Source organism: Streptomyces sp. NPDC048257 (assembly GCF_043201855.1).
GTDB lineage: Bacteria > Actinomycetota > Actinomycetes > Streptomycetales > Streptomycetaceae > Streptomyces.
Window position 1 is genome coordinate 75357 of sequence record NZ_JBICZI010000028.1, and the last position, 17693, is coordinate 93049.

A 17693-nucleotide genomic window follows, 5' to 3' on the forward strand; every position below is an offset into this window, starting at 1 on the left:
TCCCCTGCCGCACCACTTGGAGGGCGTACCGTGCACCGCCGGCACAACGGGCTCAAGACCGCCGTACTCCTCGGCGGCCTGTCCGCACTCATCATCCTCATCGGCAGCTTCTTCGGACGGGGCGGCCTGATCATCGCCGTCCTCGTCGCCCTCGGGACGAACGCCTACGCGTACTGGAAAAGCGACAAGCTGGCTCTACGCGCGATGCGCGCCCGCCCCGTGAGCGAGTTCGAGGCGCCACAGCTCTACCGGATCGTGCGCGAGCTCTCCACGTCCGCGCGCCAGCCCATGCCACGCCTGTACATCTCGCCCACCGAGGCCCCCAACGCCTTCGCCACCGGCCGCAACCCGCGCAACGCCGCGGTCTGCTGCACCGAGGGCATCCTGCGGATCCTCGACGAGCGCGAGCTGCGCGGGGTCATCGGCCACGAGCTCAGCCACGTCTACAACCGCGACATCCTGATCTCCTCGGTCGCCGGAGCGCTCGCCTCGGTGATCATGTTCCTGGTCAACTTCGCCTGGCTGATCCCGATCGGCCGGTCGAACGACGACGAGGGCCCGGGCCTCCTCGGCATGCTGCTGATCATGATCCTGGGCCCGCTGGCCGCCTCCGTGATCCAGCTGGCCATCAGCCGCTCGCGCGAGTACGAGGCCGACGCCTCCGGCGCCCAGCTCACCGGGGACCCGCTCGCCCTCGCCAGCGCCCTGCGCAAGCTCGACGCGGGCACCAAGCAGCTCCCGCTGCCCCCGGAGCCGCGGCTGGAGACGGCGAGCCACATGATGATCGCCAACCCGTTCCGTCCGGGCGTGGGCCTTTCTAAGATGTTCTCCACACACCCTCCGATGGCCGAGCGCATCGCCCGGCTCGAACAGATGGCAGGCCGCCGCCAATGAAGACAATCCTCAACATCATTTGGCTCATCCTCAGCGGCATCTGGCTGTTCCTGGGATACCTCCTCGCGGGTGCGATCCTCTGCATCACGATCATCGGAATCCCCTTCGGCATCGCCGCCTTCCGCATCGCCGTCTACGCCCTCTGGCCGTTCGGCTACACCACGGTCGAGCGCCGCGACGCCGGCGCCGGCTCCGCCGTCGGCAACGTCCTGTGGCTGGTCCTGGCGGGCTGGTGGCTGGCTCTGGGCCACATCTTCACGGGCATCGCGCTGTGCGTGACGCTCATCGGCATCCCCTTCGGCATCGCCAACTTCAAGATGGTCCCGCTCGCCCTGCTCCCGCTGGGGCGCGAGATCGTCCCGACGGACGCACCGTTCGCCTCGCGCTGACGCAGACGTACACGCAAACCCCGCCCGCAGGCCGTCCGGATCGGCCTGCGGGCGGAGTTGTCCACAGGCTCGGCGGGCTGTCAGTGGTGTGCGTCACCATGAACGCATGAACGAGACCGAGCAGTTGCTGGAGCAAGTCGCAGAGCGCGTGCGCAACTCCGCTCAGGGGCACGGGCAGCCCGTGCCCGCCGCCCTGGGCGCGGAGGAGATCGCCGGGGCCGAAGGCATACTCGGCTTCGCCCTGCCGCCCCTGCTCGCCGCGCTCTACACCCGCGTCGGCGACGGCGGATTCGGCCCGGAGTGCGGACTGCTGCCGTTGCGCCACGCCGTCAGTGCCTACGGCGCAGGCCGCTCGTCGGTCTGGCGATGGCCCGAGGGCGTGCTGCCGATAGCCGACTTCGGCTGCGGCATGTACGTCTGCGTCGACTGCCGTTCCGACACTGCCCAGGTCCTGCTCTTCGACCCCGGTCTCGGGGAGCCGGAGCTCGCCTGGTCCATCGACACCCCCAGCCTGGCGGCCTGGCTGCACGGCTGGCTCGACGGCACCGCCTGGTTCTGCGAGGAGTCCGCCCTGGGGGAGGAGTTCGACCTGGAGCCGGCGCCCTGGGCCGAGCTCAGATCCCGGATCTGAGCCGCGCCCGCACCACGTAGGACAGTGCGCCCACGGCCAGTACCGCCGCCCCCGCGACCGCCGACGCGAGGGGCAGCGCACAGGCCAGCACCACACAGCCGGACAGCCCGACCACTGCCACGGCCCGACCCTTGACAGCTGAATCGAGAGTCCACGCGGAGGCGTTCGCGATCGCGTAGTAGACCAGCACTCCGAAGGAGGAGAAACCGATCGCGCCCCGCAGATCGGCGGTGGCCGCCAGCACCGCCACCACCGCACCCACGGCCAACTCCGCACGGCGCGGCACCTGATACCGGGGATGTACGGCCGCCAGCACGCGCGGAAGATGCCCGTCCCGCGCCATCGCCAGAACGGTCCGCGAAACCCCGAGCACGAGCGCCAGCAGCGAGCCCAGCGCGGCCAGGGCGGCGCCCACCCGGACCACCGGCACCAGTTCGGGCCGCCCGGCCGCCCGCACCGCGTCGGCGAGCGGGGCCGCCGACCGCGCCAGCCCCTCCGCGCCGAGCACCGACAGCGCCGCCACCGCCACCGCGGCGTACACCAGCAGTGCGATCCCCAGCGCGAGCGGCACCGCCCGCGGGATCGTCCGTTCCGGGTCGCGCACCTCCTCGCCCAGGGTGGTGATCCGGGCGTAGCCCGCGAAGGCGAAGAACAGCAGCCCGGCGCCCTGCAACAGCCCGAGAGCGCCCCGGTCGGATCCGCCCAGGCGCCCCGGATCGGCCGCCCCGGAGGACAGACACACCACGACCACGGCGGCCAGCACCGCCAGTACCGCCGCCACGATCAGCCGGGCGATGCGCGCCGACTTCTGCACACCGCGGTAGCTCGCGGCGGTCAACGCCACCACCGCAGCGACGGCCACGGCGTGCTGCCGCCCCGGCCAGACGTAGGCTCCCACCGTGAGGGCCATCGCCGCGCAGGACGCGGTCTTGCCGATCACGAAGCCCCAGCCGGCCAGATACCCCCAGAAGGGCCCGAGCCGCTCGCGCCCGTAGACGTACGTGCCGCCGGAGGCCGGGTACCGGGCGGCCAGCCGCGCCGAGGAGTGCGCATTGCAGTAGGCCACGAGAGCCGCCAGGCCCAGAGCGGCCAGGAGGGCGCCACCCGCCGCCCGCGCCGCGGGAGCGAGCGCGGCGAAGATACCGGCGCCGACCATCGCGCCGAGTCCGACGACGACGGCGTCGGACACCCCCAGGGTGCGCCTCAACTCGTGTTCCACCGGCGGAGGGTAACCCCGCTGAGCCTTGTCGCCCGGACACCCCCTAGATGACGCCCTCCCGGCCGGGGATCGGAGCCCGGGTGCGCTCCCACCCCTCCAGCGCGGTCAGACAGGCGTGGTCCAGGTGGCGTAGCCCGCTCAGGTCCAGCCGCACCGGCTGCCCGTGCGGCAGCGCCTCCAGGGCGTCGAGCAGCTTCGGCAGCCGCAGGAAGCTGGCGTTCCCCACGACCCGCACGCACAGCTCCTCGTCCTCCCGTACCTCCTCGATGTGCACGTGCGAGGTCTCCCAGGCCGCCTTGGCGACGGCGAGCCCCAGCCCGATCAGCACCCCCTCGAAGAGATTGGTGACCACGATCGCCGAGGCCGTGACCAGCAGCACCACCGCCTCGCCCCGGTGCGTCCGCCACAGCGCGGCCACCGCCCTGGCCGGCAGCAGCTTCCAGCCCGCGTGCAGCAGCACCCCGGCCAGCGCGGCCAGCGGCACGCTCTCCAGAAGCTGCGGGAACGCCACGGCGAAGAGCAGCAGCCAGCCCCCGTGCATCACCCTGGACGCCCGGGTGCGCGCCCCGGCCTCCACATTGGCGGCGCTGCGCACGATGACCGCGGTCATCGGCAGCGCGCCGAGCAGCCCGCACACACTGTTGCCCACGCCCTGGGCGATCAGTTCCCTGTCGTACTCCGTCCGCGGCCCGTCGTGCATACGGTCCACGGCGGCGGCGCTGAACAGCGTCTCGGCGGAGGCGATCAGCGCCAGCGCGACCACGGTCCCGGCCGCGCCGACCGAGGCCAGCACCGCGAAGTCGCCCCAGCCGGGCGGGGACACGGCCGCCGGCACACCCGTCACCCGCACCTTCTCGACGGGCAGCCGCAGCAAGGCCGCCACGGCGGTGGCGGCGGCCACCCCGACGAGCGCCCCGGGCACGATCCGGATCCTGGCCGGCACCCGGCGCCAGGCGACGATGACGGCGATCGTCCCCACCCCGAGCAGTACGGCCGCCAAGTCGGCCTGCGCCCCGAGCTCGTGCACCCCGCGCAGCTTCGCCAGGGTCTGCCCCGGAGCCTCCACACCGCCCAGGGCGTAGAGCTGCCCGGAGATCAGTACCAGCCCGATCCCGGCCAGCATCCCGTGCACGACGGCGACGGAGATCGCCCGGAACCACCGCCCGAGCCGCAGCACCCCCATGCCCAGCTGCACCACGCCGGCGGCCAGCACCAGCACCCCGAGCGCGGGAAGACCGTAGGCCTGCACCGCCTCGTAGACGAGAACGGTGAGCCCGGCCGCGGGCCCGCTCACCTGGAGGGAGCTCCCGCGGAACCAGCCGGTGATCAGCCCGCCGACCACCCCGGTGACGATCCCCAGCTCGGCCGGCACCCCGGAGGCGACCGCCACCCCCACGCACAGGGGTAGAGCGACCAGCGCGACGACGACGGACGCACCGAAGTCATCACGAAACGTGCCGGCCCCAGGCATGCGAGAACCCCCTGCCATACGGTGGATGTGAGGCCCCCAGCGTGCTGGGCGCACTCATCGCCGCCCAAGTGCCCACAGGAGTCCGCGGTGGCGCGTGCGCCGCACACGCCCCGCACACACCCCCTCACAACCGCCGCGGCCCGGCGGTCGGTGAGACCGCCGGGCCGGCGTGAGGCAGATCGCGGATGGGTGTCAGCGGTAGTTCACGTACTGGATCGCGAAGTCCAGGTCCTTGCCCTTGAGCAGTGCCTGGACCTCCTGCAGGTCGTCACGGCTCTTCGAGCTGACCCGCAGCTCCTCGCCCTGGACCTGGGCCTTGACGCCCTTGGGACCCTCGTCCCGGATGATTTTCGCGACCTTCTTGGCGTTCTCCTGGGAGATGCCCTCCTCGATCGTGGCGAAGATCTTGTACTCCTTGCCGGACAGCTGCGGCTCCCCGGCGTCCAGCGCCTTCAGCGAGATCCCGCGCTTGACCAGCTTGGTCTCGAAGACGTCGAGGACGGCCTTCACGCGCTCCTCGGAGTTCGCCTCCATCAGGATCTTCTCGCCGGACCAGGCGATCGTGGCGCCGGTGCCCTTGAAGTCGTAACGCTGCGAGAGTTCCTTGGCGGCCTGGTTGAGGGCGTTGTCGACCTCCTGCCGCTCGACCTTCGAGACGATGTCGAAACTGGAGTCGGCCATGTGCTGTGGCTCCTTGAAGTCGGTTGTGATCACCCCGGAGGGCGCGGCCGGACATCCCCGGCCCGCTCGGCAAAGCCTAGCCACCGCGCCCACCCCCAGCGCTGATCAATCCGGTGGTGAAGCACCCCCGGTCATCAGGTATCGTTTACGTCGTTGCCGGGGAGCGCCGCCGCAAGGCGGAAAAAACGGCAGCATCTCTTGGCGGTGTGCCCGAGTGGCCAAAGGGAGCAGACTGTAAATCTGCCGGCTCAGCCTACCCAGGTTCGAACCCTGGCGCCGCCACGCGAGTGGAACCCCCGTTCATCTGTGGAATCACAGTGAGCGGGGGTTCTTCCGTTACCGGCCCCTCGAACACTGCCCACGCGGCGCCGTGCGGGAAAAGCGTTGGGCATGGCTGCCGGGGCTGCGGCATGCTGGCCACGTGATCAGCATCAGCAGCCGAAAGGCCCATGCCGCGTAAGGCACCTTCGCAGGTCAGGATCGGCCTGCCCACCCCAACACCCCGGCCGCACGAGCGCGGTGTCGTCCCCCGGGTCTCCTCCGGCACACTCGCCGCGATCGCCCGCATCGAGCACCGCCGGTTCTCACGCGGTGACACCTACCGGTCCCTGCGGCACTGGCACCGGACCGTCTACCAGCGGGGACCGTGGATCATCTACCCGGCGAGGGACGACGACCTCTCCTGCTGCGACTGGGTGGGCTTCTGCCGCGGGTCGCTGGAGACGGTCTGCCTCCTCCTCCCGCCCCGGGCCCGGCGCGAGTTGCGTGCCGTGATCACGCCACTCGACGAGCGCTTCCTGGCCCGCACCCTCCATGATCCGTACGCCGCCCGGGACCTTCCCTGGTGGCTGCAGCGCCTGACGTACTGACCAGGGCCGCAACGTCGGCGGCTCCCGTTCGTTCACCGGGGGTGAAATGGACATCTGACATGCGCGGCAAGGTCGGCGGCGGGGTGCTCATGGCCCTGCTCGGGGCAGGGATTCCGGCACTGGTGGGAGCGGCCCTCCACACGGACGTGGGGGAGCCCTACCAGGAGACCCGGCTGTACTTCGGCACCCAACGGGCCGACGGCCGAGGCGAGGTCGAGGAGCGCGAGTTCATGCGGTTCCTGGACCTGGAGATCACCCCCGCCTTCCCCGAGGGACTGACCCTCCACGACGGGTACGGCCAGTGGCGGGGCTCGGACGGCAAGACCGTCCGCGAGACCTCGTACGAAGTCGTCCTGCTCTACCCGGAGAAGGAGGCCGGCGAGCGCAGCACGCGCATCGAGCGGATCCGGCAGGCCTACGAGGACCGGTACCAGCAGGACTCGGTCGGCCGCTCCGACGACAAGGTCAGCGCCGGGTTCTGAACCGCCGGAGCAGCGGGCCGCCCGGACCCGGCCTCAGTTGCCGGCCACGTCCTTCACGGCCACCTGGACCGGCGTCGAACCGGAGATCAGCTCCAGGGTCAGGCCCGCCGTCGCAGGGGTCTCGACCAGCTCGGCCAGGACCGCCGCCACATCGTCGCGCGGGACGGCCCCGCGGCCCGTCTGCGCCTCCAGACGGACCAGGCCCGTCCCCGCGTCGTCGATCAGCGAACCGGGGCGCACAACGGTCCACTCCAGGCCCAGCCGGGTCCGCACGTGGTCATCGGCCTCGCCCTTGGCACGCAGATACGCGTCGAACACCTCATCGCCCCCGTGGTGTGCGTCCGCGCCCATCGAAGAGACCATCAGGAAGCGCCGTACGCGGGCCCGTTCGGCGGCGTCGGAGAACAGCACGGCCGCGCCCCGGTCCACGGTGTCCTTCCGCCCGATCCCGCTGCCGGCGCCCGCACCGGCCGCGAACACGGCCACGTCCGCGCCCTGCAGGATCCCCGCCACGTGTTCCACCGAGGCCGACTCGAGATCGCAGAGCACCGGCTCGGCGCCCGCCTGCCTCAGGTCGTCGCCCTGTGCCGGGTCGCGGATGATGCCCGCGACCTCGTACCCGCGCGCGGCGAGCAGGCGCTCCAGCCGCAGCGCGATCTGACCGTGTCCACCCGCGATGACGATGCGCATGACCCGACCGTACGACGACCCGGGCGCCCACGCCCGCGAACGCACGGCGAAGCTCAGGTCCCGGGCTCCGTACGGCCCTGCCGGGGCAGGTCCAGGGCCACCGCGACGGCGGAGTCGCAGTACTCCCGTACGGCACTCGTACGGGCTACCACGCGCCCGCGGTGGATCACGATCCGGCTGTAGGCCAGGGACAGCACCCCCGCGATCCGGTCCCCGCGTACGGCGAGCAGCTCCGCCGGGAAGCCGGCCTCCAGCCGGACCTCCGGCAGCCCCATGGCTTCGCGGGCGCAGGCGCTGACCGAGTCGTAGGCCTCGCCCGCGCGGAGCCCGCCCTGGGAGGCCAGCAGGTACGCGGCCTCCAGCGGGTCACCGCGGCCCACGGGGTTCCCGGCGTCCCGAAGCGCCCCGCTGCCGGCCGCGACGCGCACACCGGCGGCCCGCAGCAGCCGTACGGGGGCGGTGCGAAGGCCGCGGCGCTCCAGGGCCGCGCAGTCGCCCTGGGGCAGGCAGGTCACCCGTACGCCGGCCGCGGCCAGCTGGTCGGCGGCGCGGGTCGCCGCGTCGAGCGGGAGCCGGGCCAGCCCGCCGCAGGGGCCGATGGTCACCCCGGGCCGGAGTCCGCCGGCCATCGCCGCGAGCCGGGAGAGGCGGGCCGGGTCGTCACCGTCCGTGTGCAGATCGACGGGGCAGCCGTGCTCGGCGGCGAGTTCCAGAACGGCTTCGAGGAAGCCCGTCGGGTCCGGGTCCAGGTCCGGGCAGCCGCCGATCACGGAGGCACCCATCTTGACCGCGTCCCGCAGCATGGCGAGGCCGTCCGCGCCGGCCACCCCGGTCAGCAGCCGGGGGACGGCCACGGCGGTGAGGTCGGCGAGCCCGCGCAGCGAGCGGCGGGCCTGGAGCACGGCCTCCATCGGGCCGAGGCCGTGCATGTCGCCGATGCGGACGTGGGAGCGGACGGCGGTGGCGCCGTGGCCGAGCTGGAGCAGGGCGGCTTCGGTGGCCCGGCGCTGGACCTCGTCGGGCGTGTAGGAGACGGGCCCCTCGCCGTCGGCGGTCAGCGCGGTGTCCCCGTGCGCGTGCGGCTCGGCGGGGGCGGGGAGCAGCAGATAGCCGGTCAGGTCCACCCGGGACAGCGCGGGGGAGGGAAGGCTGCCCGCGGTGCCGACGGCCTGGATCCGGCCACCGCCGAGGCGGACGTCTACGGTACGGCCGTCGGTGAGGCGGGCACCGGTGAGCAACAGGGTGGTGGCCTCGGCGGCGGCCGCATCGCCGTTGCCATTGCCGTTACCGCTGCGGGGCGACTGGAACGGCTGCTGCGGCTGGCTGTCGGACATCGCGCTCCTGCGGTGGCTCGGGCGGTTCCTGGAGCCGTGGCCGTGGCCGTGGCCCGCAGCCCAAGATCACGCAGCGTGCTCAGAGCCTAGGGCGCGGCGCACCCCGCTTCGCGGAAGAGCGCAATAGTCGTACCGGTGTGGTGCCCACGCGCCGGAGCGCACGCGCGTGCGCCCCGACGGCCTCCAGGGACCCGATCGGCATGTGCCGGAGTGTGAGCCCGCCCACAATCCGGCCGAAAAGTGGGTCGGGAGTGATCCGTGGGTTGATCGAGAAGGGTCGGCGGAGGACCTCGGAGCCCTGTTCCCGCAAAGGATTTGGGCGATCGGCAGGCAACCGTGTAATGTCTTCATCGCTCGCCCCAATAGCTCAGTCGGTAGAGCGTCTCCATGGTAAGGAGAAGGTCTGCGGTTCGATTCCGCATTGGGGCTCTGGTGAGAGAGGTTCCCCACCCTCGGGTGGGGAGTCGATCACATCAAAGCGGCGTAGCTCAGTCGGTAGAGCAAGCGGCTCATAATCGCTGTGTCACCGGTTCAAGTCCGGTCGCCGCTACACACAGTAGCCGATTGCGGGGTCGGTCTCCCGGTCGGCTACTCTTGTATGCGTTCATCCGTCCCAATTTCCGTCAAGGAGCACTCACGTGGCTGCCACCGACGTCCGCCCGAAGATCACGCTGGCCTGCGTGGAGTGCAAGGAGCGGAACTACATCACCAAGAAGAACCGGCGTAACAACCCGGACCGACTTGAGATGAAGAAGCACTGCCCGCGCTGCAACTCGCACACCGCGCACCGCGAGACCCGCTGACCCCAGCGAAGTCTCGAATAACAGGCACCGTCATGAGGTCGTCCCCTTCATTGGGGGGCGGCCTTGTGTCGTTTCCGTGCTCGTTCCCCTTCCTGCTTCTTTGTTCTTGCGTCATTTGTGTCCCTTCATCAGGAGGTAGTGAGTCATGGCTCTCGACCAGTCCTTCGTGGGGCGGAGCTACCCGCCCACCGATCCGTACGAGGTCGGCCGGGAGAAGATCCGCGAATTCGCGGCTGCGGTGGGCGACACCAATCCCGTCTACACCGATCCCGAAGCCGCGAAGTCGTACGGCTACCCCGATGTGATCGCTCCGCCGACTTTTGTGTTTGCGATCACTTTCAAGGCGGCCGACCAGGTCGTCGAGGACCCGCAGCTGGGACTGGACTACAGCCGCGTCGTGCACGGTGACCAGAGGTTCGCGTACTCCCGTCCGGTGCGCGCGGGTGACCGCCTCTCGGTGGTCTCCACCATCGAGTCCGTGAAGTCGCTCGCGGGCAACGACGTCATCGACATCCGCGGCGAGGTCCACGACGAGACCGGCGAGCACGTGGTGACGGCGTGGACGAAGCTCGTCTCCCGCGCCCCCGAGGAGGCCTGACATGGCAGCGCAGATCCAGTACGCCGACGTCGAGGTCGGCACCGAGCTGCCGGCGGCGTCCTTCCCCGTGACGCGCGCCACGCTCGTCCGGTACGCGGGCGCCTCGGGCGACTTCAACCCGATCCACTGGAACGAGAAGTTCGCCAAGGAGGTCGGACTGCCGGACGTGATCGCGCACGGCATGTTCACGATGGCCGAGGCGATCCGCGTGGTCACCGACTGGGTCGGCGACCCGGGCGCGGTGGTCGAGTACGGAGTGCGCTTCACCAGGCCGGTCGTGGTCCCGAACGACGACCGGGGCGGCCTGATCGAGGTCACCGCAAAGGTCGCCGTGAAACTGGACGACAACCGCGTCCGGGTCGACCTGACGGCGATGAGCGAGGGCCAGAAGGTCCTGGGCATGTCCCGCGCGGTGGTCGAACTGGCCTGAGGTGCCGCTGACCAGGCGCGGCGGGGGCGGGGGCGAGGGCGGCCGAGTGGGCGCCTCCGCCCCTTCTTTGTGCCCCGCTTGGGCGGGGCGAGCCGGCCGGCCGGCCGGCCGGGGTCGGTGGCGGCTGGCGGGGGCTTCGGGTGGCAGGAGCTGCTGGGCGGGGTCGGGAGGTGTGGGGGTGGCTTCGGGTGGGCGGGAGCCAGTTGATCGGCATCAGGGATGTGTATGGGGGTTTCCCGTCAGTCTCATCGTCTCTCCGTGTCGGGCCGGTCCCTCAAGGGCGCTCGTTCCTCGCGTCGCTTCGCGATGGCCTTCGGCCACCCTTGACCGACCGTCCCGCCCCGGAAAGTCGAAGACTGTCGGGAAGCCCCCAAAAGAACGAGCCAGGTGCTTCTTTTCAGGGACGGGGCGGTCGGAGACGCCCGGCCCGGTCGGGCGCAAAGGGGCACGTCCGGCAGGCGGGGCCCATGGCCGCCATCGGCTGGGTCGGTGGGGCGCGCCACATATCTACGCGCTCCTCACCTCTCAGCGTCCGACGACCGTCTTGGGCTGGGCATAGGCCGCCCACGACCTCGGCCCGGCCCTCGACATGCGTCCGACGACCGCCTTGGGTTGGGCATAAGCCGCCCACAGCCTCAGCACTCTCTCTTTGACTGCGACCGGCCGCCGTCAGGGGCCGTTGAGAGGGACGGTCGGCTGATTCCTCGCCTCAGCCGAGGTGGGGGCGGGGCAGCGCGAGGGCGGCACTACAAACCCACCCACAAACAAGGGCAATTGGGGCAAACGGTCAGCCTTCCGAGCCGCACACACTCACTGACCCGAGCCCACCTCGACATAGCCGCCGTATGACGCCCCCCACCCTCCGACAGCCATCAGACGCATCGCATGAGGGGCGCCCAAGAGGTGTGGGTGGCCTATGCCCAGCCCCGGACGGTCGCCGGACGCATGTCGAGCGTCGAACCGAGGCTGTGGGCGGCCTTATGTCCACCCCCGACAGCCGGCAGACGCCATCGAGGAGAGCGCCCAGGGGTCGCGGGCGGTCTATGCCCAGCCACAGACGGTCGCCGGACGCATGTCGAGCGTCGAACCGAGGTCTTGGGCGGCCTTATGTCCACCCCCGACAGCCGTCAGACGCCATCGAAGAGAGCGCCCAGGAGGCGTGGGCGGTCTATGCCCAGCCCCGGACGGTCGCCGGACGCATGTCGAGCGTCGAACCGAGGTCTTGGGCGGCCTTATGTCCACCCCCGACAGCCGTCAGACGCCATCGAAGAGAGCGCCCAGGAGGCGTGGGCGGTCTATGCCCAGCCCCGGACGGTCGTCGGACGCATGTCGAGGGCCGGGCCGGGCCGGGCCGAGGTCGTGGGCGCCTTATGCCCAGCCCAAGACGGTCGTCGGACGCATGTCGAGGGCCGGGCCGAGGTCGTGGGGCGGCCTATGTCCAGCCCAAGACGGTCGTCGGACGCTGAGAGGTGAGGAGCGCGTAGCGATGTGGCGCGCCTCATCGACCCGGCCGGTGCATGGCATGGGCCCCGCCTGTCGGCTCTCGCGCCCGACCGGGCTGGGCATCTCCGACGAGGCCGTCCCTTTGTCCTTGGCCCGGCTCGTTCTTTTGGGGGCTTCCCGACAGTCTTCGACTTTCCGGGGCGGGACGGTCGGTCAAGGGTGGCCGAAGGCCATCGCGTAGCGACGCGAGGAACGAGCGCCCTTGAGGGACCGGCCCGAACCGGAGAGACGATGAGACTGACGGGAAACCCCCATACACATCCCTGATGCCGCCCGGGCCGCGCCCCGGCCGCACCCCGCCCCGCCCCTTGACGTAGTTAGTGATTAAGCACTAACTTAGCCTCATGGTCAGGATGAGCGCAGACGAGCGGCGTGAGAGCGTTATTCGGGCAGCGATGCACGAGTTCGCGCGGGGTGGCTACTACGGCACCTCCACCGAGGCGATCGCCAAGCGGGTGGGTGTCTCGCAGCCGTATCTGTTCCGGCTCTTCCCGAACAAGCAGGCGATCTTCCTGGCCGCCTCCGTGCGCTGCCTGAGCGAGACGCGGGACGTCTTCGCCGCCGCCTCCGAAGGGCTCAGCGGTCAAGAGGCCCTGCATGCCATGGCCAACGCGTACACCCGGCTGATCGCAGAGGACCCGGACAAGCTGCAGATGCAGCTCCAGGTCTACGTCACGGTGGCCGCGGCCGAGGCGGCCGGGGACCACGAGTTCGGTGACGTGGTCCGGGCCGGGTGGCTGGAGCTCTGGGACACCGTTCATCTGCCGCTGGGCGGGGACGAGAACGAGACCGCGACCTTCATGGCGTACGGAATGCTGATCAACACCCTCGCCGCCATGGGCTTCCCGCCCGAGCACCGCGTCTGGGAGGGGCTCTACCCGTCGGCGCGCGCCACGGGTCGTCTGGAGGCGTGAGAGCGCGCGATCTGCCGGCCGCGTTCTCACGCCCAAGAAAGTTAGTCAGCAATAACTAACAACCTGCAGGGGGAAATCGTGCACACGCAAGAGACGGACACCAAGCTCCGCGGGCCCGCTATCTGGGCCCTGATCCTCACCGGCGTGGCCAGCTTCATGGCCGCACTCGACAACCTGGTCGTCACCACCGCCCTCCCCGCCATCCGCGAGGACCTCGGCGGCAAGCTCGAGGATCTGGAATGGACGGTGAACGCGTACACGCTCACCTTCGCCGTCCTCCTCATGTTCGGTGCCGCGCTCGGGGACCGCTTCGGCCGCCGCCGGCTGTTCATCGCCGGCCTCGCGATCTTCACCGGAGCCTCCGCCGCGGCCGCCCTCTCGCCCGGCATCGACGCGCTCATCGCCGCCCGCGCCGTACAGGGCGTCGGCGCCGCGATCATGATGCCGCTCACCCTCACCCTGCTCACCGCCGCCGTTCCGGCCGCCCGCCGCGGCATGGCCCTCGGCATCTACGGCGCCGTCACCGGCCTCGCCGTCGCCAGCGGTCCCCTCATCGGCGGCAGCCTCACCGAGCACATCTCCTGGCAGTGGATCTTCTGGCTCAACGTGCCGATAGGCCTCGCCCTGATCCCGCTCGCCCGGCTGCGCCTCGCCGAGTCCACCGCCCCCGGCGCCCGCCTCGACATCCCCGGCACCCTGCTCATCAGCGGCGGCCTCTTCGGCATCGTCTACGCCCTGGTCAACGCCAACGCCGAGGGCTGGACCAGCGCCCCCGTCCTGACCGGCCTGATCGTCGGTACCGCCCTCATCGGCGGCTTCGTCCACCACGGCTTCACCAACGCCAACCCCATGCTCCCCATGCGGCTCTTCCGTGACCGCGGCTTCCTCGGGATCAACCTGGCCAGCCTGCTGATGTTCCTCGGCATGTTCGGCTCGATCTTCCTGCTCAGCCAGTTCCTCCAGGGCGTCGCCGGCTACTCGCCCACCGAAGCCGGCCTCCGCATGCTCCCCTGGACCGGTATGCCGATGATCGTCGCCCCGCTGGCCGGGATCCTCTCCGACCGCATCGGCGGCCGCCCCGTCGTCGCCGCCGGGCTCGCGTTCCAGGCCCTCGGCCTCGGCTGGTTCGCCGCGATCCTGAGCGCGGACGTCTCGTACGCCGCCCAGCTCCCGCCGCTGATCCTCAGCGGTATCGGTATGGCCCTCTACTTCGCCCCCGCCGCCAACGTCCTGATGTCCACCGTCGCCCCGGCCGACCAGGGCAAGGCCTCCGGCACCAACAGCGCCCTGCGCGAGGTCGGCGGAGCCCTCGGTGTCGCGGTCCTGGCCTCGGTCTTCTCCGCCCAGGGCGGCTACGAGTCCCCGCAGGCCTTCACCGACGGCACCATCCCCGCCCTGTGGATCGGCGCCGGCGCGGTCGCCCTCGGCGCCGCACTGGCCCTGCTGGTACCCCGCAAGCCCAAGGCCACCCCGGTGCTCGCGGGCCGGACCACCGCCGTCCCGGACAAGGTCCCCGCCGCCGGCTGACCCCCCACACACGACCCCGACGGCAAAGGAGCGCCCGTCATGCCCGACATCCCTTGGTCCACGCCGACCCAGGCAGCCCCCGACGCCGAGGTCTACGTCATGGCCTCCCGCTTCGAGACCGCCACGCTCGCCGGCGCCGTCAGGTTCCTCCTCAAGGCGCCCGGCATCATCGGCCAGATCCGCAGGGCCCCCGGCGCCCACGGCTCCGCCCTGCGCGCCCGGGTCCTCAGCCGTACCTTCCTCACCCTCTCCGCATGGGAGGACCGGGACGCCCTGTACCGCTTCGCCCGCAGCGAGCCCCACCGCTCCAGCTCCCGCGCCGCCAGCGCGTACATGAAGGAATCGGCCTTCACCTTCTGGACCGTACGGGCCCACGAGCTCCCCCTCACCTGGGACGAAGCCGAGCGCCGCCTCGCCGAGCAGAAGACGGGCCACTGACCCCGCCGGTACGGGGGACGAGCGAGTACGGTCCGTGGCCCCGCAGGGATGCGAGGGGCACGGACCGTACTCTTGTCCACGTGCAGGAACTCCACGACGCCCCCCTCGCCCCCCTGACCACCTTCCGTCTCGGTGGCCCCGCCGCCCGGCTGGTCACCGCGACCACCGACGCCGAGGTCGTCGCCACCGTGCGCGCCGCGGACGAGAGCGGCACCCCGCTCCTGGTCATCGGCGGCGGCAGCAACCTGGTCATCGGCGACCGGGGCTTCGGCGGCACCGCCCTGCGCATCGCGACCACCGGCTTCCACCTCGACGGCACCACCCTCGAACTCGCCGCCGGCGAGAACTGGAGCGACGCCGTCGCCCGCACCGTCGAAGCCGGCCTCGCCGGTGTCGAGTGCCTCGCCGGAATCCCCGGCTCGGCCGGCGCCACCCCGATCCAGAACGTCGGTGCGTACGGCCAGGAGGTCTGCGACACCATCACCGAGGTCGTCGCCTACGACCGCACCACCGGCGAAACGGTCACCCTGAGCGCCGCCGAGTGCGCCTTCCGGTACCGCAACAGCACCTTCAAGGACCAGCCCGACCGCTACGTCGTCCTGCGCGTGCGCTTCGCCCTGGAGGACGCGGGCGGGCTCTCCGCGCCGGTCAAGTACCCCGAGACCGCCCGCGCCCTCGGCGTCGAGGCCGGCGACCGGGTCCCGGCCGCCGCGGCGCGCGAGACCGTGCTGCGCCTGCGCGCCGGGAAGGGCATGGTCCTCGACCCCGCCGACCACGACACCTGGTCGGCCGGCTCCTTCTTCCACAACCCGATCCTGACCGACGAGGCCTACGCCGCCTTCCTCGCCCGCGCCCAGGACCGCCTCGGCCCCGGCACCGCCCCGCCCGCGTATCCCGCCGGTGAGGGCCGTACGAAGACCAGCGCGGCCTGGCTGATCGACAAGGCCGGCTTCACCAAGGGCTACGGCACCGGCCCCGCGCGCATCTCCACCAAGCACACCCTCGCCCTCACCAACCGCGGCGAGGCCACCACCGAGGACCTCCTCACCCTGGCCCGCGAAGTCGTCGCGGGCGTCCACGCGGCCTTCGGCGTCACCCTGGTCAACGAGCCGGTGACGGTCGGCGTCAGCATCTGAGGAGCCCCGGCCGCCCATGCTCTGTCCGCTGCACGGGGCCGGTACGGACCCCACCCGTCTCGTGGGGCGCACGCTCAGCAGAGTCGTCGCGTCCTGGCACATCAGCGACGGCGAACGCTCCGAGGCGCCCCTCGACGTCTGGCTGATCGACAGCATCGGCGACACCATCCGGATCACCACCGGATCCGACCAGTGCCTCATCGTCGAGTCCGCCGCGCCGCACGAGCCGTACGACATGGGGGAGTGGGGCCGCATCGAGGTCGGCGAGGACCTCGGCGACCACCCCTTCCTGCGGCACCTCGGCGAGACCGTCGCCTCGGTCGCCGAGTTCGCGCTGCCCGCCCAGGGCCGCACCCACCTGGAGATCGGCTTCCTGGACGGCGGACGGGTGCGCGCCGACTGCTACGAGGGGGACCTGCGGCTCACCCGGTGAGCCAGTGGTCGATCCCCGCCAGCAGCTTGGCCTGTACGTCGTCGGGCGCCGCGCTGCCGCGCACCGACTGGCGGGCCAGCTCGGCGAGCTCCGCATCCGTGAACGCGTGGTGGCGGCGGGCGATCTCGTACTGGGCCGCGAGCCGGGAGCCGAAGAGCAGCGGGTCGTCGGCGCCCAGCGCCATCGGGACGCCGGCCTCGAAGAGGGTGCGCAGCGGGACGTCCTCGGGCCGCTCGTACACCCCGAGGGCGACGTTGGAGGCAGGGCAGACCTCGCAGGTGATCTGCCGGTCGGCGAGCCGCTTGAGCAGCCGGGGGTCCTCGGCGGCCCGGACCCCGTGCCCGATGCGGGAGGCGTGCAGGTCGTCGAGGCAGTCGCGGACGGAGGCCGGGCCGGTGAGCTCGCCGCCGTGGGGGGCGGCCAGGAGGCCGCCCTCGCGGGCGATCGCGAAGGCCCGGTCGAAGTCGCGGGCCATGCCGCGGCGCTCGTCGTTGGAGAGGCCGAAGCCGACGATGCCGCGGTCGGCGTAGCGGACGGCGAGGCGGGCGAGGGTGCGGGCGTCGAGGGGGTGCTTCATGCGGTTGGCGGCGATGAGGACGCGCATGCCGAGGCCGGTCTCGCGGGAGGCGGCGTCGACGGCGTCGAGGATGATCTCGACGGCCGGGATCATCCCGCCGAGCAGGGGGGCGTAGGAGGTGGGATCCACCTGGATCTCCAGCCAGCCGCTGCCGTCCCGTACGTCCTCCTCCGCGGCCTCGCGGACCAGGCGCCGGATGTCGTCGGGCTCGCGCAGGCAGGAGCGGGCGGCGTCGTAGAGCCGCTGGAAGCGGAACCAGCCGCGCTCGTCGGTGGCGCGGAGTTTGGGCGGTTCCTCGGCGGTCAGGGCGTCGGGGAGGCGGACTCCGTACTTGTCGGCCAGCTCCAGGAGGGTCGATGGGCGCATCGATCCGGTGAAGTGCAGGTGGAGGTGGGCCTTCGGCAGAAGCGTGAGATCGCGTGCGTGCTCCATCTGGTGATCCTGCCGTACCGGTGCGCTCGGCGGGAGGGGGTTTTACCGATCGGGGTCTTGCGCGAACGTGTGATCGGGCCGTCGGGGGCGCCGGCGGCTGCCCGGACATGCCTGAGCGGCGGGGGCCCCCCCCGGGGGGGGGGGCCCCCCCCAGATGGCCCCCGGGGCGCCGCCCGCGGGCCCACGCGCCCCGGCGCAAGGGTAGGGGGACGCCCCCCCCCCCCAGCACAGCGCCCCCCCGC

At 71.6% G+C, this 17693-nt stretch carries 19 protein-coding genes and 3 tRNA genes; 16 read left to right on the forward strand and 6 right to left on the reverse strand.

Going from position 1 to position 17693, the window contains the following annotated elements; all coding sequences use genetic code 11:
* Window positions 1-30 precede the first annotated feature (30 nt).
* The 3 genes from htpX (at window position 31) to ACGFZK_RS33200 (ending at window position 1914) form a co-directional block, all read left to right on the forward strand.
* Window positions 31-894 (forward strand): zinc metalloprotease HtpX, encoded by an 864-nt coding sequence (htpX, locus tag ACGFZK_RS33190; RefSeq protein WP_393852583.1) that lies wholly within the window; start codon window positions 31-33, stop codon window positions 892-894.
* Window positions 891-1283 carry a YccF domain-containing protein gene (locus ACGFZK_RS33195; RefSeq protein ID WP_393852563.1) on the forward strand — a complete coding sequence of 131 codons (393 nt, stop codon included), beginning with the start codon at window positions 891-893 and terminating at the stop codon, window positions 1281-1283. Before htpX ends, ACGFZK_RS33195 begins: the two co-directional genes overlap by 4 nt.
* Before the next feature lie 106 nt (window positions 1284-1389).
* Window positions 1390-1914: an SMI1/KNR4 family protein gene (locus ACGFZK_RS33200; protein ID WP_393852564.1), complete on the forward strand. Its 525-nt coding sequence runs from the start codon at window positions 1390-1392 to the stop codon at window positions 1912-1914.
* Here the strand turns inward: ACGFZK_RS33200 and ACGFZK_RS33205 are convergent.
* The 3 genes from ACGFZK_RS33205 to ACGFZK_RS33215 form a co-directional block, all read right to left on the reverse strand.
* Window positions 1898-3133, reverse strand: a complete 1236-nt coding sequence (locus ACGFZK_RS33205) for an APC family permease (protein ID WP_393852565.1) — start codon at window positions 3131-3133, stop codon at window positions 1898-1900. The genes ACGFZK_RS33200 and ACGFZK_RS33205 overlap by 17 nt on opposite strands.
* 43 nt (window positions 3134-3176) lie before the next feature.
* The gene (locus tag ACGFZK_RS33210; RefSeq protein ID WP_393852566.1) at window positions 3177-4604 is read right to left on the reverse strand and encodes a SulP family inorganic anion transporter; all 1428 of its coding nucleotides are present in this window, start codon (window positions 4602-4604) and stop codon (window positions 3177-3179) included.
* A 192-nt stretch (window positions 4605-4796) separates the two neighbouring features.
* Complete coding sequence (locus ACGFZK_RS33215; protein ID WP_385155186.1) at window positions 4797-5285, reverse strand: YajQ family cyclic di-GMP-binding protein; 489 nt, start codon at window positions 5283-5285, stop codon at window positions 4797-4799.
* A gap of 200 nt (window positions 5286-5485) precedes the next feature.
* Between ACGFZK_RS33215 and ACGFZK_RS33220 the strand changes: the two genes are divergently transcribed.
* From ACGFZK_RS33220 to ACGFZK_RS33230, 3 genes are all read left to right on the forward strand, one after another.
* Window positions 5486-5567, forward strand: a tRNA-Tyr gene (locus ACGFZK_RS33220).
* Between the two features lie 167 nt (window positions 5568-5734).
* Entirely contained in the window at window positions 5735-6154 is a 420-nt protein-coding gene (locus ACGFZK_RS33225; protein ID WP_393852567.1) for a hypothetical protein, read from the forward strand.
* A 59-nt stretch (window positions 6155-6213) separates the two neighbouring features.
* Window positions 6214-6636 (forward strand): DUF3574 domain-containing protein, encoded by a 423-nt coding sequence (locus ACGFZK_RS33230; protein ID WP_393852568.1) that lies wholly within the window; start codon window positions 6214-6216, stop codon window positions 6634-6636.
* 33 nt (window positions 6637-6669) lie between these two features.
* On the opposite strand, the gene ACGFZK_RS33235 is transcribed toward ACGFZK_RS33230, so the two are convergent.
* Window positions 6670-7326 (reverse strand): SDR family oxidoreductase, encoded by a 657-nt coding sequence (locus ACGFZK_RS33235; RefSeq protein ID WP_393852569.1) that lies wholly within the window; start codon window positions 7324-7326, stop codon window positions 6670-6672.
* A 53-nt stretch (window positions 7327-7379) separates the two neighbouring features.
* A complete protein-coding gene (locus tag ACGFZK_RS33240; protein WP_393852570.1) occupies window positions 7380-8660 on the reverse strand; it encodes an amidohydrolase family protein in 1281 nt (426 codons plus the stop codon).
* 356 nt (window positions 8661-9016) lie between these two features.
* Here ACGFZK_RS33240 and ACGFZK_RS33245 point away from each other — a divergent pair.
* The 10 genes from ACGFZK_RS33245 to ACGFZK_RS33290 all read left to right on the forward strand — a co-directional run bounded on the left by ACGFZK_RS33245 (window position 9017) and on the right by ACGFZK_RS33290 (window position 16442).
* Window positions 9017-9089, forward strand: a tRNA-Thr gene (locus tag ACGFZK_RS33245).
* Between the two features lie 48 nt (window positions 9090-9137).
* Window positions 9138-9210, forward strand: a tRNA-Met gene (locus ACGFZK_RS33250).
* Window positions 9211-9298: 88 nt separating this feature from the next.
* Entirely contained in the window at window positions 9299-9463 is a 165-nt protein-coding gene (rpmG, locus tag ACGFZK_RS33255; RefSeq protein WP_003956487.1) for a 50S ribosomal protein L33, read from the forward strand.
* A gap of 145 nt (window positions 9464-9608) precedes the next feature.
* Window positions 9609-10061, forward strand: a complete 453-nt coding sequence (locus ACGFZK_RS33260; RefSeq protein WP_393852571.1) for a MaoC family dehydratase N-terminal domain-containing protein — start codon at window positions 9609-9611, stop codon at window positions 10059-10061.
* Between the two features lies 1 nt (window position 10062).
* Window positions 10063-10491 carry a MaoC family dehydratase gene (locus ACGFZK_RS33265; protein WP_393852572.1) on the forward strand — a complete coding sequence of 143 codons (429 nt, stop codon included), beginning with the start codon at window positions 10063-10065 and terminating at the stop codon, window positions 10489-10491.
* A 1847-nt stretch (window positions 10492-12338) separates the two neighbouring features.
* The gene (locus ACGFZK_RS33270; RefSeq protein WP_393852573.1) at window positions 12339-12908 is read left to right on the forward strand and encodes a TetR/AcrR family transcriptional regulator; all 570 of its coding nucleotides are present in this window, start codon (window positions 12339-12341) and stop codon (window positions 12906-12908) included.
* 78 nt (window positions 12909-12986) lie between these two features.
* Entirely contained in the window at window positions 12987-14435 is a 1449-nt protein-coding gene (locus tag ACGFZK_RS33275; protein WP_393852574.1) for an MFS transporter, read from the forward strand.
* A 39-nt stretch (window positions 14436-14474) separates the two neighbouring features.
* Complete coding sequence (locus ACGFZK_RS33280; protein WP_393852575.1) at window positions 14475-14873, forward strand: DUF3291 domain-containing protein; 399 nt, start codon at window positions 14475-14477, stop codon at window positions 14871-14873.
* A complete protein-coding gene (locus ACGFZK_RS33285; protein ID WP_393852584.1) occupies window positions 14870-16009 on the forward strand; it encodes a UDP-N-acetylmuramate dehydrogenase in 1140 nt (379 codons plus the stop codon). The genes ACGFZK_RS33280 and ACGFZK_RS33285 overlap by 4 nt, the downstream gene beginning before the upstream one ends.
* 16 nt (window positions 16010-16025) lie before the next feature.
* On the forward strand, window positions 16026-16442 hold the full coding sequence (locus ACGFZK_RS33290) for a hypothetical protein (RefSeq protein ID WP_393852576.1): 417 nt from the start codon (window positions 16026-16028) through the stop codon (window positions 16440-16442).
* Here ACGFZK_RS33290 and ACGFZK_RS33295 read toward each other — a convergent pair.
* The gene (locus ACGFZK_RS33295; RefSeq protein ID WP_393852577.1) at window positions 16432-17451 is read right to left on the reverse strand and encodes an adenosine deaminase; all 1020 of its coding nucleotides are present in this window, start codon (window positions 17449-17451) and stop codon (window positions 16432-16434) included. The two genes, ACGFZK_RS33290 and ACGFZK_RS33295, sit on opposite strands and share 11 nt — an antisense overlap.
* Window positions 17452-17693 lie beyond the last annotated feature (242 nt).